Source organism: Wolbachia endosymbiont of Nasonia giraulti (assembly GCF_048054155.1).
GTDB lineage: Bacteria > Pseudomonadota > Alphaproteobacteria > Rickettsiales > Anaplasmataceae > Wolbachia > Wolbachia pipientis_C.
The window spans coordinates 1-16,760 of record NZ_JAFEVH010000024.1 but is presented as its reverse complement, the minus strand read 5'-3'; the positions used below and the strand labels follow the sequence as shown (position 1 = coordinate 16,760).

The following is a 16,760-nucleotide window of genomic DNA, read 5'->3' as shown; positions in this document are numbered from 1 at the left end:
TTGACCTCTTTAATTTTACATTGTAGCTTATCTAAGTTTGCATGCAGCCTTTCTTGTTCTTCACGTAATTCCTCTACTTCTTTAGAAAGTTTATTTTTTTCCTTATTCAATGCCTCTACTTTTTCACTAAGTTCATGTTTTTTCTCACGTAGTGCCTTTTGTACTTCACGTAACGTTTCTATTCTATCATTTAACCCCTTATTCTCTAGCTCTAAATGTTTATTATCATCCACTTCCATCTTCAGCTTTGCAATAAATCTACTTCTTTCTTCCAACTGTTTCTTTAAACATGAGATTTCAAGTTTTAATTTCTCTTCCTGCTCATTAAGCTTACCTATTTCCTTTCTTGTTTTGTCCAATTCATTGTCTATTTCAAACGTACGATTCTTTGCTGTTTCTAATTTTTTCTCTAAAGATTTTTTTTCTTCAAGAAGAGATTCTCTCTCAACTTCTGACTCATTTACTTTCTGATCCAATCTTTTTGCTCTCTTGTCTAAATTTTGCTTTTCTCGAGTTAATTCATGTTTTAATTTTTCCACTTCTTTGTTTGCAGCTTTTTCAGCTTCCTTTCCTAGAGTTATTTTATTTTCTAACTCTTGCTCTTTCTGAGCGAATTTATTTCTCTCAACCTCTATTTTTTTATTATTACTAATTATTTTATACGAAAGTGCAAGCACCAAAACAGATAATGTAGCTAAAGCAAGAATTAGAGGAAGAGGCACATTAGAAGTTACAATAAGCGCTAAAGATGTAAGTAACGTAAGAGTAGCTAAGGAACTAGCTATAAAATAAAATGTGTTAGCCTCACTAAGCAAATTGCTCATTACTCCCCTCCTCCCCCCACGTTCAGCAGTCTTGTATATATTTATTAAAATTCTCTTATCTGTGGAGGAATTATAGTGCTGCACCTACAACAAACTTTCCTTTTTCAGTCTACTAGCTAAAAATGGCTAAGGTTTTATGTATCCAGTGTACAACTGTACTCAAAATGTCTAGTGGCTATTGATCGGGGTAGAACATCCACTGGTATATCCAGGATCTTCCACAAATGAAGGAACAGAAGTTTCGCCTGGCAAATATTGTGCAGCTTCTTCTACTAACACAGACTTTGTTGCTTGAATCACTTGTAATATTACTTTTTTATCATCATCTCTGATCACTTCATTTTCCCTTACTAATTTTTCTACCTCATCTGTTACATATTCTATCATCCGTTGCAAAAAAAGCACTTCTTCTTTTTTCTTTTCCAATAAAGCTTTTTGAAGTTGTTCTATTTGAGAGGATTGCTTCAAAAGTGAACTGTTTAATTCTTTCACCTTATTATCGCGATCATCATTCACTGTTGTTAATGTGTTATCAGATTCTTTCTCTTCTTTTTGTAAAGATAATGACTCCTTTTCCAGCTCCTTAATTTTAGATAAGTACTCTTTCTCCTTTGTACACAATTTATCAACTTTACTTTCAAGATCAGTGCGCTTTTGACGTTCATCACTAACTTTACCTTCTAATTCTTTCTTTTCCTTTTCCGACTGGCATAACTTCTTCTCTAATTCTTCTATGTCGCTTTCTGAGCTCTCATGTTGTTCTTCCGATTCTAAAGTTTTTAATTGTTTTACTTCTTCTACTTCTACTTTTTTTCTTAACATAGTTAATTGAGTACGCAGAGAAGAAGCTTCCCTACTTTTATGTTCTAATTCCAAGTTTAATTCATCTTCATATTCCAATCTTAAGCGTAACTCATCTTCATATTCTGACTTTAAACATAACTTATTCTTTTCACTTTCTAATTTGCATTGACACAATTCCTCCATTAAAGAATCCACTTTTTCATTCAATCTTGTATTTTCATCACGTAACTCTTGGTGTTCAAGAGAAAGCATCTCCTCCTTATGTTCTAACTGACCTTTTACTTTTGCTTCCAATTCTACATTATTACTAATTATTTTACATGAAAGTGCAAGCACCAAAATAGATAATGTAGCTAAAGCAAGAATTAGAGGAAGAGGCACATTAGAAGTTACAATAAGCGCTAAAGATGTAAGTAACGTAAGAGTAGCTAAGGAACTAGCTATAAAATAAAATGTGTTAGCCTCACTAAGCAAATTGCTCATTACTCCCCTCCTCCCCCCACGTTCAGCAGTCTTGTATATATTTATTAAAATTCTCTTATCTGTGGAGGAATTATAGTGCTGCACCTACAACAAACTTCCCATCTTCAGTCTGCTAGCTAAAAAATGACTTAGACCTTGTGTATCGAGTGTACCATTGTACTTATAAGTCTAGTTAGCTATTGATCGGGGTAGAACATACTGGTATATCCAGAATCACATAAAGCGTCATTCAGCTTATGTGATGGTCTGGATGTGTATTGCTGTGATTCTCCTATAGAATTTTCAATTTTCCTGTTAGTCTGCTTATTCGACACCTCTCCAATATTATATTTAATACAAAAATCTTTAATTATAGTATAAGCAGAAGTTCCAATCTTGTTGTTTAACTTTTCAACTATATAATTTATAAAACATTCCACATCTGCTGCTGAGATAGAGAGTGTTGTAAGTGTTGTTTCGTTTAAAATTCTTGAGATAGCATGCTTGTACTTTTTATTTTTTAATTTTTCATTCAGACCATCCTTCAGTATATTCTTAAGTATACTTCCTTCTATCATAGTAAACTTGAGTTTACTACTCAAACGACTTCCCCTAACAAGTGATGCATCTAAATCTTGCAGACTAACATTAGTTGTAGCAAACACCGTCACACCTTTATCAGCTTCATCGAATCTAGTGAAAAAATAATTTAAAGGTACTCGATTGGCATCAGTGCGTCCCTTGCCAAAGCTGTCGATTTCATCTATAAGAACTATACAAGGAGCGTTTTCGTTTGCTTTATTAAAAAGCTCATTTATATTTGATTTTTCAAGCAAATCAGCTCCAGAAACTTTTATAAATGTAGTTAGAGATATCAGCTGATCCCCAATCGCCTCAACAATTGAACTCTTACCAGTTCCTCCTGGACCGTGAAAAATGAATCCTCTTTGTATTTTTTCTTGCTCTTCTTCTGAATCACCTGATTTTGCTGAAGACACTATATTAATATTATTTTTTATTGATTCATAAATATTTACTAATTTTGTTTTTATCTCTTTTATAAATATAAAATCCTCAAATGCTTTCTTCCCTCTTTTTTCACCTTTTGCGCAAAATTTCATAAAAATCTTTTCTTGTGTTTTACTTTCTGTTGCAGCACTAGCAATCTTTGCCTTTAGCTCTTCCATTTCATCTTTTGTTGCAGCACTAGCAATTAGCTTTTCAATCTCATTGTACTGACTACTAAGCCTCTTATTTAGCTCTTTGATTTGAGGCTCTAAGCTTTGTATTATATTTTCTTGCTCTTTAGCTAATCCATTTTTTTCATTAGGTTCTGCTTTTTGTGCATCAAGCTTTTTATTCTGGCTGATCATTTTACATGAAAGTACAAGCACCAGAACAGAAAGTATAGACAAACTCAAAGCAACAGGAAGAGCTACATTAAAGGCTGCAACTGAAGACAAGAACTCAACATAAGGGGCAACGGCAAGTGTCCCAGACGCAAGCAATACCAAAGTAGCAAGAGCACCAGCTATAAGATACGGTGCATTGGCTTTATTATATAAATCCCCCATTATTATTCCCTCATACTAATAATGATTACAATAGCATGGATATTAAAGGAAGTAAAGCTATAAAAATCAATATAAATCTATATTCACTATGTATTTCTCGTCTTCAGTTTCAAGCTCAGACTGCATCCACTCTATCGTTTCCGCATTGCAAACTGCCTGCAAATCATTCTGTGCGGATTGATCCAACTTATCCTCTCGTAGATCTGCTTTTATCATCAACTTTTTTATCAGATGCTTAACTGATACATTATTATCTGCCTTTATCTTTCTGATAATGTTTAATATCTGAATAACATTATCTCCCATTTCCTCTGAATATTTATCGTAGATAAGTTCTTCTTTGCTTGGCCAATTACTTTGATTGTGTACAGAATTATAACTATACAACTGGTGGTATATCTCTTCTGTAATGTATGGCAAGAAAGGTGCAAATAACCGCAAAATAACATTTAACACATACGCCAAGCTTTGTTTTGCACTTAAGGTTGCTTCACTGCTTCCGTACGCACGTTTTTTTACTAACTCCAAGTAACTATCACAAAAATCCTTCCAAAAAAATTCCTCTATTGCGCCCAAAGCTTCGCAGTATTCAAACTGTAATAGGTTATTTGTTGCTCTTTCTATAACTTTGTATAACTTAGACAATATCCACTTATCCATTGTCTCGTGAGCAGAATTTATGCTCATCACTTGATGCTTTTCCATGAACATGGAAACGAACTTGCTAGCGTTCCAAAGTTTTGTAACGAGGCGCTTGCCAATTTTGAATGTATTTTCAGAGTAGACTGTATCAACTCCAAGCCTTGAGTTCGCTGCCCAATAGCGCACTACATCAGCTCCATAAGTTTCAAGTATTACATGAGGAGTGATGATGTTACCCTTTGATTTACTCATCTTTTTCTTATCATCTGCTAAACACCAACCGCTGATCATAATGTTTTTCCAAGGTAAAGAATTTGCATGATAATGTGCCTTTAAAATAGTATAAAAAGCCCAAGTTCTTATTATCTCATGGCTCTGGCTGCGCAGATCTGCAGGAAATATCGTATCATAGCGATAATTTGGTAAGCTAAACTCACTGTTTACTGCCAGTGCACTTAGTTGAGGAGTAATTGAACTTGTGGCCCAAGTATCCATTACATCTTGATCTGGGATAATTTCTTCTTTGCTATACCCTTTTGGTAAATCTTTCGATGGATCTATAGGTAGGGCCTTTATTTCAGCTAGGATGATTTTGCCCTCTTCTCCTTTACGCTTGGAATACCACGCTGGAAATGGCACACCAAAATAGCGCTGCCTTGAGATGCACCAGTCCCAATTTAGCCCTTCTATCCACACTTCCATGCGTTTACGCATATTGCTTGGGTGCCAATTGCATTCTTTTACTTTATCTAATACTTGAGCTTTTTGCTCTAAGGTCTTGATAAACCATTGATAAGTAGGCAATATCTCAAGTGGTGCACCAGATCTTTCTGCACACTTAACAGAATGAGAAATGTTAGTGCTTTCTACCAAAAGTCCTTTTTCAGTTAGGATTTCGATTATCCGCTTTCTTGCTGCTGTAACTTTCAATCCATTTATTTCATTTAGTATATCGTCTGTCATCCGAGTAGCTGACACTGGGATCCATTCTTCTTTCTGATCACACCCACCTTCCTTTGTCATCTGAGTAGCCCTTTCTCCTGTCATCCCAGTAGCCCCTATGGTGTCATCCCAGTGCCCAGACACTGGGATCCATATTTCTTCCTTCTGACCATGTACTGAATGAAGGCTCATCCTCCCATCCTGATCGATGATAATTTTCATCGGTAGATTATGCTTTTGCTGCCAATATATGTCGAGTTCATCACCAAACGTACAGCACATAACAAGCCCAGTGCCTTTATCTATTTTAACCTTATCATCAGCTATTATTGGAACTTTTGTCTCTGTGATCGGCACCACGGCTGTTTTTCCGATCAGATGGGTGTAGCGCGCATCCTCTGGATGACAAAAAACTGCAACACATGCTGGAAGTAACTCAGGTCGCGTAGTTGCAATGTTGATCTGCTCATTTTCTTCAGTAGAGAAAACTATCGTATTTAAGGATGACTCAAAAACTTTATCTTCTATTTCTGCTTGCGCAATTGCTGTTTTATCAACCGGGTCCCAAAGGATGGGCTGCATTTTTCTATATGCATACCCTTTATTATATAGATCAATAAACGACATCTGTGAAAGCGTCACAGTTTCCTTGCTGATCGTGTGATATTCCAAATCCCAGTCATAACTAATGCCGACCGATTTAAATAGTTCCTTGAATTCTTGCTTTGATTTTTCAATAACCTCATGGCACATCTCTATAAATTTTTCCCTGCCAACTTCTTTTGCGCGGGTTTTATAGGTTTGCTCAACCAATCTTTCAGTGGGAAGCCCATTATCATCAAACCCAATTGGGTAAAACACATCTTTTCCCAGCATGCGCTGAAACCTTGCAATAAAGTCCGTGTGGCAATAGCTAAATATATGGCCAATATGCAATTTACCCGATATTGTCGGTGGAGGTGTGTCTATAGTGAAAGTGTTATCCTTTTCACCATTCCACCTGTAAACTTTACTGCCTTCCCACAATATGTTGCATTTGTCTTCAACTTCTTTAAAGCCGTATTTTTCTTTTAACATAAATATTTCTCAATTTTAAACTTTAAGCTAGCAACGTCATACCGCCGCGGTATCTCTAGATCCCGCTAACAAGCAGCGGAATGACGATGGTCGGTAAACCTAAATTACTTTAGCTATAGCACAATTACGGCAATTTTACGCCAAAATTTTTTGTTTACGAACATAAATTTTCTATGCTATGATAAAAATATTACTTGACCTTAGGTTCTAAGGGTATTATGTAATGTTAAATTATAATTGAGGTTCGTTATGCTAAGCTTAAAGAATGGTACAATACAGTTTGCCGATGATAAAATAGTGCTTGTTATAAAAAAAGATGATTATGAAGAATTTAAAAAGTATAAAAACGTAGATAAGAGTGGTGCTATAATTGATGACAAGTTTTATGTGGGCTGTACGCTAAATGATCAACAACTATATATTACTGGTTCTTATCCTCAAGAAGAACTAGGAGATAATACAATCATGAATGTAAAATCCGTTGGGAAAAAGGGTGGCAAATATTTTAGTCGCCTAGAAGAAATGAAAAATCTGTTAGGCTTTAACGATGGGAAAGAGGAGATTATGGTAAAAGCCCTATCTTTCCATCCCACAGTACAATTGTTAGAAGAGAAAAATGTTAAAATAACAGAATTGGAAGCTGCAGAAGAGCAGTTAAAGGGGAAAAATGAAGAATTAGAAGCTGCAAAGAAGAAAGCTGAGGAGGAATTGAGAATTAAAACACAAGAATTACAAGATCAATTGGACACAGCTCAGCAGGAAAAACAAGACTTAGAAGCTGAAGTGGAAAAACTAAAGGCAATAGATTCTACAGCGTTGCAGCAGCAGTTAGAAGAGAAAAATGCTAAAATAACAGAATTGGAAGCATTAGATGCTGTGGCGTTACAGCAAAAGTTAACAGAGAAAGAGAATGAAATGACAGCATTAAAAGCTCAACCAGATGCTGCTGTTACGAAGTTAGAGGGTGAAAAAACAACACTAACAAATAAAATAAAAGATTTAGAAGCACAGTTAAACAACCAACCAAATGCTGCTCAGTTAAAAGCCAAAGAGGATGAAATAAATAAACTAAATGATGAAGTTGCGCAGTTAAAGGCAGCACCAAATGATACTGCTGCTCAGTTAAAAGCCAAAGAGAATGAAATAATAGCATTAAAAGATCAAGTTCAGCAGTTGCAAGCAGCACCAAATGATACTGCTGCTCAGTTAAAAGCCAAAAAGGATGAAACAAAAGACTTACAAAATCGATTGACTGAAGCTGAGGAGAAAAATAGAAAACTAGAAGATAAAAGCAAAACAACTGAGCAACCAAAACAAGGCAATGGAGCACGGTACACTGCTACTGTTGGTATGGGTCTTGCTGCTGGACTGATAGCATTTACTGCACTTGAACGTACAGTTAAGTTAGAGATGTTAGTAATGATTGGTATAGCAGTAGCATCTGCACTCGTAGCCGGTGGTATTACATATGCAGTATTACCTAGTACTCAAGTAGATGGGGCAAAAGCACAAGAAGTAAATGAGAATGGGAAAAAGAAGTAACAAGGGTTAAGCCGAAATGTACGTGTCAAGTAAAACACTTGACGCGAACTTCAGTTTTTATATTCCTTCATTAGCATAATATAATTTTGTGCTGATTGTGTAATATGTTTAATTTCTTCATTCGACATTTTTTTGAAGAATTTTGCTGGCCTGCCAGCCCATATTTCCCCACTTTTTATCACTTTTCCGTGTGTTACCAGTGAGCCAGCAGCTACCATAGCTTCAGGCTCCACAACTGCATGGTCCATCACGGTAGAGCCCATACCAATAAACGCCTTATCATGCACCGTGCATGCGTGCAACACACAAAAATGTCCCACTGTTACCATGCTGCCAATAATTGTGTCACCACCTGGGTTTCTATCCACATGAATTACCGTTCCATCTTGAATATTTGTTCCATTACCTATTTTTATTGATCCAACGTCCCCTCTGATTACACAATTAAACCAGATGCTTGCATCTCTTCCTATTTCAACCTTACCTATGATATGCGAACCACCTGCGATGAAAGCACTTTCGTCTATTTTTGGTTCATAATCTTTATATTTTAAAATGTGATACATATTAAGCCCAAAGTCTTATGCATATGTTAATCAAAATAAGGTAAGCAGTAAATACATACTTAGATTTCAAGTTATTTGGGTGACAGATGTTCTTGACTTACGTGCTTTGTACTGCTAAGATTTTTATTTTCAGCCCTATCTATAATGTCAGTAGCGGTATTAAGTATATTTCAAATAATATTGGTTGTTGTGTTAGTAATTTTAGTGCTCTTGCAGCCGCCTGGAAGTAGTTCGTTAAGTGGTTTTAGTAATACACAACAGGGGGTCAATTCGATGATTCCAGTGAAATCTTCTGAAAACCCGCTCAGCAGAATAACGGCTATTGTTGCTGGATTGTTTATTATAAACACATTGCTATTGTCAGGATTATATTCAAAAGACGTACATAAAAAATCGATTGCAGAGAAAATTATATTAGAAAAAAAGCAAGAAAGTGAACCTACTTCTGTTCCATTTGAAAATTAATGAAGGAAGCTAAATTTATCTTTGTTACAGGTGGAGTTGTGTCATCGCTTGGTAAAGGCTTAGTTGCTTCAAGCGTTGGTGCGCTTCTTCAAGCTCACGGTTTTAAGATCCGTATCAGAAAACTTGACCCGTATCTCAACATTGATCCTGGGACAATGAACCCAACTCAGCACGGAGAGGTATTTGTGACCGAGGATGGTGCTGAAACTGATTTGGATCTTGGGCATTATGAGCGTTTTACTGGAATTAAAGCAACAAAAGATGACAATATAACAACTGGTAAGATATATCATGAGTTATTGAAGAAAGAGAGGCGTGGTGATTATCTGGGCAAAACTGTGCAAGTCATTCCTCATGTGACAGATTTGATCAAATCGTTCATTTTTAATGGTACGGAAGGTTTAGATTTTGTAATATGTGAAATAGGCGGAACTGTAGGTGACATTGAAAGCCAACCATTTTTGGAGGCTATACGTCAAGTTAACTACACATTAGGAAAACAAAGAGTTATCCTTATTCACTTAACTTTAATACCATATCTTACCGCAGCGCAAGAATTAAAGACAAAACCAACGCAGCATTCAGTTCGAGAGTTAAATTCCGCGGGGTTACAACCAGATATTATATTATGCCGCAGTGAGAAAGAAATTTTCGATAATCAAAGAGAGAAAATAGCTAAGCTTTGCAATGTTTCTTTATCCAATGTGATACCTGCCCCTGATGTGAGTCATATATATGAGTTACCGGTGTTGTATAGCCAATGTGGGCTTGATACGCAAATTTTGGAGCACTTTCATTTAAGTAAGCCAAAACCAAGCTTGACTGAATTGGATCAAATAGTGCATTCCATAAGGCACCCAACACAGGAAGTTACTGTATCTATAGTGGGAAAATACACCGAATTCCCTGATGCATACAAATCACTGGTTGAAGCATTAAATCATGGTGCGATTAGTAATAAAGTCAAAGTAAAGATAAATTGGGTTAACTCAAGAGAGAAGGAAGAAAAACCTATAAATGAAAAACTTATAGGAGAGAAATTACAGAATTCTCATGCAATCCTTGTTCCAGGGGGGTTTGGTGATGACGGAGTAGAGGGTAAAATATTAGCAATAAATTATGCCCGTACAAATAATATCCCATTTTTCGGAATTTGCCTTGGTATGCAGCTTGCAATTATTGAATTTGCTCGTAATGTTGTTAAGCTTGAAGATGCACACTCTGAAGAATTTCGTAACTGTAAACATCCAATCGTTAAGTTAGCTGGCGATCAAGATGACGATCTTGGTGGAACCATGAGACTTGGGGCATACAAATGTAATATAAATGCAAACTCTAAAATGATGGATGCATATAGTAACACTACTATTTCAGAAAGACACAGGCATAGATACATAATCAATTCAGATTATAAAGATGATTTGGAAAAAAATGGGCTGCTATGCAGTGGCATATCAGAAGATGGAACGTGCATAGAGGCAGTGGAGTTAGAGAGTCATCCGTGGTTTATTGGTGTGCAGTTTCATCCAGAATTTCAATCAAAGCCGTTTTCTCCTCATCCTCTTTTCGTGTCGTTCGTTAAAGCAGCAATTGATAAGAAATAAGTGCCTAGTGTTTAAGTATCAATATATGGAGCTTGCCATAGAGCAAGCCAAACTCGCTCAAAAAAATGATGAGGTGCCCATAGGTGCTGTAATAGTGAGTGGAGACAATATCATTTCTTCTGCACACAATATATCCAGCGATCCAACTGCACATGCAGAGATGTTAGCGATCAGACAAGCATTTTCAACTCCCACGCTTTGTGATGCTGATATGTACGTAACATTAGAACCATGTCCGATGTGTGCTCAAGCTATTTCCTTTGCCAGAATTAAACGATTGTACTTTGGAGCTTATAATCCAAAAGGTGGAGGAATTGAAAATGGTGCTAAGATATTTCAATTTTGCAGCCATATACCTGAAGTTTATGGTGGGATATTAGAAATAGAATGCTCTTTTTTGTTAAAGGATTTTTTTGAGAAACTAAGGACCTAATTTAGGTTACGGTATAAATCTAAGAGAAAACTGAGAACTTTCACAAATCAAAATTTTTATCTTGCGGTTTTATTTGCAATATTGCTACCACACTGATCAACAAGCAGAAGACTATATAAAGCCCAGCAGCAAGGTTTGTTTGAGGAAATGTTACAGTCAACCAAATACAAACCATAGGAGTAAATCCTCCATGTAACGCATAAGAGATATTGCGTGATAAGCTCACACCACTAAATCTAACATTGGTAGGAAAGAGTTCAGATGCAACTATTCCTATGGGAACTATACCCCTTTCTATTATAGAGAGAACCATTACGCTCAACGCAATCACAAGATAATTTTTATAGTAATATGCAATAGATAACGCAGGACAACACAGTGCCATTGTAATTGCTATAAATAAGATTGCAGTGCGCTCTTTTCCAACTTTATCAGCCAACATTCCAAACGCTATTGAAGATATCGGCATTAATACACTGGTTATAATCAATACAATTTCGTTGATATATGTTGTTACATAAACATCCACTGATGCTATTTCCTTTGCGAGAGTTCGAAGAAATATGGTAAATCCAACAGCAACATTAACAGGTACAGATATTAAAATAGCAAGTATAAGAGCTCTCTTGTGGCGTTTTATAAGCTCTATTATTGGCAAATCAGGTAAATTTCTTTGTTTTCGATTTTTTTCATATGCTGGAGTTTCTCCCAATGTGTATATGCTATACGCGCTAATTAATCCTAAAATAGCTGAGAAAATAAATGGCAATCTCCAACCCCAGGTACAAAAATCAGTAGTTTTTTTGCAGATAATCACTATCACCGCAGAAAGCAAGACGCCAATGGAGCGACCAAAACCCATCATTCCAAAATACATCCCTAAGTTCTCTTTCCTACTGGATAAATGCTCTATAAGATAAACAGAACTTCCTTGTTCACCACCAAGTGCAATTCCTTGTGTTATATGGATTGCAAGAAGCAATATAGTAGAAATTATACCTACTTGATTGTGACTTGGAATAAATGCAATGAGACTTGATGGTATCGATATTAGCAAGATAGTAATTATTAATGCTATCCTCCTTCCATACCTGTCACCAACGTGACCAAATATGAATGCACCAAGTGGCCTTACAATTGCACCTAGCCCTACAATTCCAAATAATTGCAGTATGTTACTGTAGACATCTTTTGCAAAACAAAACTCTCTGCTGATTATGTTAATCAAATCAATAAAAAGCATGTAGTCATACCATATTGCGATTCTGCAGAGTATGGTTGATATCAACACCCTTGTTTGCACTAAATTCAATTCGTAAATGTTTGCTTATTCTATTCTGGCTGCTTTTTGGGATTTTACAACCTAAACATATGGAGTTGACTTTTTTATTATGGTGTGTGATAATTGCAATGAATATAGCTTATTTAGCAGCACTTATAGCAGCAGCTATAATAAAAATAGCAGCAGTAATACTTTGTGCTATAATGTGTATAAGCATTTTCTTTATATTATTTAAGGGAATTAAAGAACACTTAGATTCAAAAGGATTTCTATCTCTTCTGAAAACAGTAGGTGTAATTTCTATAATACTATCAATTATATCTCTCCTACTTATTATATTAAGCCTTACTACTCCGTCACCTCTGGTAGTAGGTATAGTAGGTGGTATCGTTGGTGCTATTTCCATAATACCATTAATAGTAGCTTACATTTTGCTTGTGGCTATATCGAATATCTTTATTACCAAGTCTTTATAAATTTGAGCTAATGTTACTGTCTTCATTTCTTCTTGGTTGTAATATTGCTGAAAGTTATCTATTTCCATAGGTATAACATATAATCTGATTTTATAAGATATTCTACCGGGATTAAAATATCGTAAATCTTAGGCGTTATAAACAAAATTTACAGGAAAAATAAGATGATACTACTCAAAAAGGCAAACAAGACGGTATTTTTCTGGCATAAGTTAGCGTTCAGCTTTACCTTTCCTTGCAAGACATTTTAGAGCTATTATGTCTTACTTCTTGAAGATACAAGTTAGCGTTTTTAACCCGAATTCTGGATTGGAGATTAAAAAAAACAAGAATATCAATAGCTTATTGTTTTAGCATTTACGATAAAGCAGTAAGCATTTTAAGACTAGTTACTAATTTAGTAAAATTCAAGACTTTCAATAATTTACCTAAAATCTAATCCAGAATTCGGGTTAATAATAAAATCTTGTTTTTTGAAAATGAATTTGGTAAACTTTAAAGATGTATGTGACAATATGGTGATATATTGTTTTTAGTATTTAATAAAGTACGTACTTGATAATTTTTCTGAACGCTCTAATCAAGCTAAAATAGGTAAGCTAGATAAAATTATTCTTAGTTTAAAATTGGTATAAGGTATTAAGATGAAAAAAATTGAAATTTCAGAATTACTAAAAAGAATTTCAATCTGTTTACTATGCGTGGCAACTATTGTCTCTATCGCTTTTTTGTTTGCCTATATGCATACAATGTTGCTTAGTAAAGGGTATGAGTTAGCTGCACATTATGTTAGTGAAGCTATGCCTTGTGTGTTACTTGTCGTTCTCCTTTTTATTGTTTGGTTTGTATATGATCAAGTATTCAGCAAACTAAAGGAAGTAGAGCTGCCTATATCGATAGAATTAGCTAATTCAGATGATAAAAGAATAACATTTGCTGATGCTATAATTGATGACTCCTTAAAACAACGGTTGCAGATGATTTGCTGTGACCAAATGACAGAAGAAATGCGCAAGCTGTTTGGAAATAAAAGTATTAATTCACTAAGAGGTTACATATTATATGGCCCTCCTGGAAATGGTAAAACACTTATCGCTCGTGCAATTGCAGGTGAATCAAATATGAATTTCATAAGCATCTCAGGTCCTGAACTTATTGGAGTATATATTGGTCATGGTGCACATGCTGTACGCGAGCTTTTTAAAATAGCAAAAAAATATTCTCCTTGTATAGTCTTTATAGATGAAATAGATGCAGTTGCACAAAAAAGAAGTACCGCTAATAACTCAGCTTACCATTGTCGAGAGAGTTTAACACAGTTGTTAACTGAAATAGATGGATTTAAGAGCAGAAAAGATATAATAGTAATTGGTGCAACTAACCTTATCGGTGGTATAGATCCAGCACTTATTAGACCTGGACGTTTAGGTCAGAAGGTTTATGTCCCTAATCCAAACATAGAGGTGAGACAAAAGATATTGGCACTTTATATGCGAGGTACAAAAACTGATGAAAAGCTAAGCCTCCAAGACATTGCAGACAAGACTGAAGGCTATTCTGGGGCTGAGTTAGAGCAATTAGTGAATGAAGCAAAAATTAGCGCTGGTGCGCAAAGACGGCTTATAGTGAGTGAGGAAGATTTCAGTTACGCGCTTCACAGGTTAAGTCCAGAACAAGAAAGAGATAGAATAAAGTTAGTTTCAAACGCGAAGACACAGATAGAAGAAACTTCTTTTATACGGTAAACATAAAAATTGAAATTATAGAAGTGTAGCTGAGCCAACCTTCGTTATTCTTATTATTACCCACAAATAAAGACATGGTATTGCATTTACTCAAATAATTTAATTTTATTAACCTGAAAGCTTATTGGATTAAAATTATTAAATTAAGAGTTATAATTTTAGCAACTAAAAGCTGTAAATTGCACCATATAAACAGTTATTTCAAGCAAAAGTTATACTGACCTTAGCCAGAAAAAGTGGTGGAAAAGTTAGGAATGTTTTTTACAAAAAAAGACAGTATCAATAAAAAGGATTTTATTCTATTTGAAATATAAAATTATCATGTATTTTTCTGTTATTCCCAAGTGAATTATTATTAACTTAGCAGTATATATTATTAAAAACACAAGCAATACAATCATTTTTAGCAACCAAAACCAGCAAGCGTGAGAAGATTTTTTTTTGGAATGAGTTGGTCATGATGTTTGTAAAACTTAATTTGTACACTTTACTTACCCCCAGTAATTCTGATATAGTTACTTTAGTTAAAGTCTATAAAAGTTTATAAATGGCAACCTTAAGTGTAAGAGAAGCTTTATGCACAGCAATTAGAGAAGAAATGCAAAACGACTCTGATGTGCTTATCATGGGTGAAGAAGTTGCAGAGTATGATGGTGCTTATAAAGTAACGAAAGGATTACTGAAAGAGTTTGGAGAAAACAGAGTAGTTGATACGCCTATTACCGAACATGGATTTGCTGGCCTTGCTGTTGGAGCGGCATTTGCTGGATTAAAGCCAATAATTGAGTTTATGACTTTTAATTTTTCTATGCAAGCTATTGACCAAATTGTGAATTCCGCAGCAAAAACGAATTATATGTCAGGTGGGCAACTTGGATGCCCTATAGTATTTCGTGGACCAAATGGCGCTGCAGCAAGAGTTGCTGCACAACATTCTCAATGCTTTGCAGCTTGGTATTCGCATATACCGGGGTTAAAAGTAATAGCACCCTATTTTGCCTCCGATTGCAGAGGTCTGCTTAAAGCTGCAATTCGTGACCCTAATCCGGTAATATTTCTAGAAAACGAAATAGCTTATGGACATGAGCATGAAGTTTCTGACTCTGAGCTATCAAACAAAGATTATCTACTTGAGATAGGCAAAGCTGCTGTTATACGGGAAGGAAAGGATGTAACTATCACTGCTTTTTCATTAAAATTAATGGATGCCTTAAATGCAGCAGATTTACTTTCGAGTAAAGGTATAGAAGCTGAAGTTATTGACCTCAGAACCTTAAGACCACTTGACACTCAAACTGTTATTAACTCTATTCAGAAGACTAATAGGTTAGTTAGTGTAGAAGAAGGATGGCCATTTGCAGGAATAGGAGCAGAGCTGTCAGCCGTTGTTATGGAACAAGGATTTGACTACCTTGATGCTCCAGTTGTACGTGTAACTGGCAAGGACATCCCCTTACCTTACGCTGCAAATCTAGAAAAAAAAGCATTACCGCAAGTGGAAGATATAGTTGAAGCCGTGCATCAGGTCTGTTTTAGAAAAAAATAGTTCTTTTTTGTGTCTCCTGTTCCGCATTGGTCCATCAAAGAAGTATTTCCAGTGCCGCCTATACCACCCATTACTTTTATGACGATAGTTTTAGCACCGAAAAATACAGCACAAAATATACCGAGTGCAAAAAGAGCTGGCCATGGCATTCTACCAAATATCGCAAGCAAAGCTGCACCTATTATCACTACGGTCATAAGCGGTCCGCCTATTCCCCAAACGTAGCCAATAATGTTACATATTACTTGAGCAGTTGTATCAGTATTAGTGTCAGCGGCAGCACTCCCAACATGAGAAAAAGAAATAAATAATACTATAAAAAGAATATTAAAAACTTTCCTAGGGTTCATCTCTATACCTTAAATTTAGATATTGCAATTATACCTAAAATACTATAATTTTTAGTAAAACTAGCATAAAGATTGAATAACAAACGGTGCCACAAAAGTAGTTGATACACAACTGCACAAATATTGTAATATAGACATAGTAAACGATATTATTCCAGTGCTTGACGCTGGAATCCAGACTTTAATTGTTATATTTGTAAATAAGTCTGGAACGTTCATCTCAAATGCAGTATTTTTGTTGAAATAGCTCAACTGGATCCCAGTGTCAAGCACTGGGATGACAGCAGTCCTACGTCATACCGCCGCGGTATCTCATCAGCTAACAAGTAGCGGGATGACGGTTGTCGTTTAGCCATAAACATTAAGAAATTTACCAAATGAAAAAAAAGGCAAAAGAAGCCCCGTGGTTGGCTAATTACTTACATT

Annotated in this window: 13 protein-coding genes and 1 pseudogene; 6 read left to right on the top strand and 8 right to left on the bottom strand. The window is 35.5% G+C overall.

Annotated elements, in window-relative coordinates; genetic code table 11:
* From JR312_RS04200 to JR312_RS04185, 4 genes and pseudogenes are all read right to left on the bottom strand, one after another.
* Window positions 1-824 (bottom strand): annotated as a pseudogene (locus JR312_RS04200) (hypothetical protein); the annotation flags it as partial.
* Window positions 825-992: 168 nt separating this feature from the next.
* Window positions 993-2,111: a coiled-coil domain-containing protein gene (locus JR312_RS04195; RefSeq protein ID WP_182282615.1), complete on the bottom strand. Its 1,119-nt coding sequence runs from the start codon at window positions 2,109-2,111 to the stop codon at window positions 993-995.
* Window positions 2,112-2,287: 176 nt separating this feature from the next.
* The gene (locus JR312_RS04190; protein WP_416647804.1) at window positions 2,288-3,664 is read right to left on the bottom strand and encodes an AAA family ATPase; all 1,377 of its coding nucleotides are present in this window, start codon (window positions 3,662-3,664) and stop codon (window positions 2,288-2,290) included.
* A gap of 66 nt (window positions 3,665-3,730) precedes the next feature.
* Complete coding sequence (locus JR312_RS04185) at window positions 3,731-6,325, bottom strand: valine--tRNA ligase (protein ID WP_416647803.1); 2,595 nt, start codon at window positions 6,323-6,325, stop codon at window positions 3,731-3,733.
* A 249-nt stretch (window positions 6,326-6,574) separates the two neighbouring features.
* On the opposite strand from JR312_RS04185, the gene JR312_RS04180 reads away from it, so the two are divergent.
* A complete protein-coding gene (locus tag JR312_RS04180; RefSeq protein ID WP_416647802.1) occupies window positions 6,575-7,867 on the top strand; it encodes a coiled-coil domain-containing protein in 1,293 nt (430 codons plus the stop codon).
* A 50-nt stretch (window positions 7,868-7,917) separates the two neighbouring features.
* Here the strand turns inward: JR312_RS04180 and JR312_RS04175 are convergent, their stop codons facing one another.
* Window positions 7,918-8,433 (bottom strand): gamma carbonic anhydrase family protein, encoded by a 516-nt coding sequence (locus JR312_RS04175; protein WP_010962614.1) that lies wholly within the window; start codon window positions 8,431-8,433, stop codon window positions 7,918-7,920.
* 144 nt (window positions 8,434-8,577) lie between these two features.
* On the opposite strand from JR312_RS04175, the gene secG reads away from it, so the two are divergent.
* From secG to JR312_RS04160, 3 genes are read left to right on the top strand one after another with little or no spacing between them, the layout of a single operon-like run.
* On the top strand, window positions 8,578-8,898 hold the full coding sequence (gene secG, locus JR312_RS04170; RefSeq protein WP_010962615.1) for a preprotein translocase subunit SecG: 321 nt from the start codon (window positions 8,578-8,580) through the stop codon (window positions 8,896-8,898).
* Window positions 8,898-10,502 (top strand): CTP synthase, encoded by a 1,605-nt coding sequence (locus tag JR312_RS04165; RefSeq protein ID WP_416647801.1) that lies wholly within the window; start codon window positions 8,898-8,900, stop codon window positions 10,500-10,502. The genes secG and JR312_RS04165 overlap by 1 nt, the downstream gene beginning before the upstream one ends.
* Before the next feature lie 25 nt (window positions 10,503-10,527).
* Window positions 10,528-10,935: a nucleoside deaminase gene (locus JR312_RS04160; RefSeq protein WP_010962617.1), complete on the top strand. Its 408-nt coding sequence runs from the start codon at window positions 10,528-10,530 to the stop codon at window positions 10,933-10,935.
* A gap of 40 nt (window positions 10,936-10,975) precedes the next feature.
* Here JR312_RS04160 and JR312_RS04155 read toward each other — a convergent pair whose 3' ends face one another.
* Together JR312_RS04155 and JR312_RS04150 are read right to left on the bottom strand one after the other, a co-directional pair.
* Window positions 10,976-12,238 (bottom strand): MFS transporter, encoded by a 1,263-nt coding sequence (locus JR312_RS04155; RefSeq protein WP_256440138.1) that lies wholly within the window; start codon window positions 12,236-12,238, stop codon window positions 10,976-10,978.
* 118 nt (window positions 12,239-12,356) lie between these two features.
* Window positions 12,357-12,623, bottom strand: coding sequence for a hypothetical protein (locus JR312_RS04150; RefSeq protein WP_416647800.1), 267 nt, complete (start codon window positions 12,621-12,623; stop codon window positions 12,357-12,359).
* 714 nt (window positions 12,624-13,337) lie between these two features.
* Here JR312_RS04150 and JR312_RS04145 point away from each other — a divergent pair.
* Together JR312_RS04145 and JR312_RS04140 are read left to right on the top strand one after the other, a co-directional pair.
* Entirely contained in the window at window positions 13,338-14,438 is a 1,101-nt protein-coding gene (locus tag JR312_RS04145) for an ATP-binding protein (protein WP_138264985.1), read from the top strand.
* A 547-nt stretch (window positions 14,439-14,985) separates the two neighbouring features.
* On the top strand, window positions 14,986-15,984 hold the full coding sequence (locus JR312_RS04140) for a pyruvate dehydrogenase complex E1 component subunit beta (RefSeq protein WP_151807867.1): 999 nt from the start codon (window positions 14,986-14,988) through the stop codon (window positions 15,982-15,984).
* Here the strand turns inward: JR312_RS04140 and JR312_RS04135 are convergent.
* Window positions 15,960-16,334, bottom strand: coding sequence for a TrbC/VirB2 family protein (locus JR312_RS04135; protein ID WP_006279664.1), 375 nt, complete (start codon window positions 16,332-16,334; stop codon window positions 15,960-15,962). The genes JR312_RS04140 and JR312_RS04135 overlap by 25 nt on opposite strands.
* Between the last annotated feature and the right edge of the window lie 426 nt (window positions 16,335-16,760).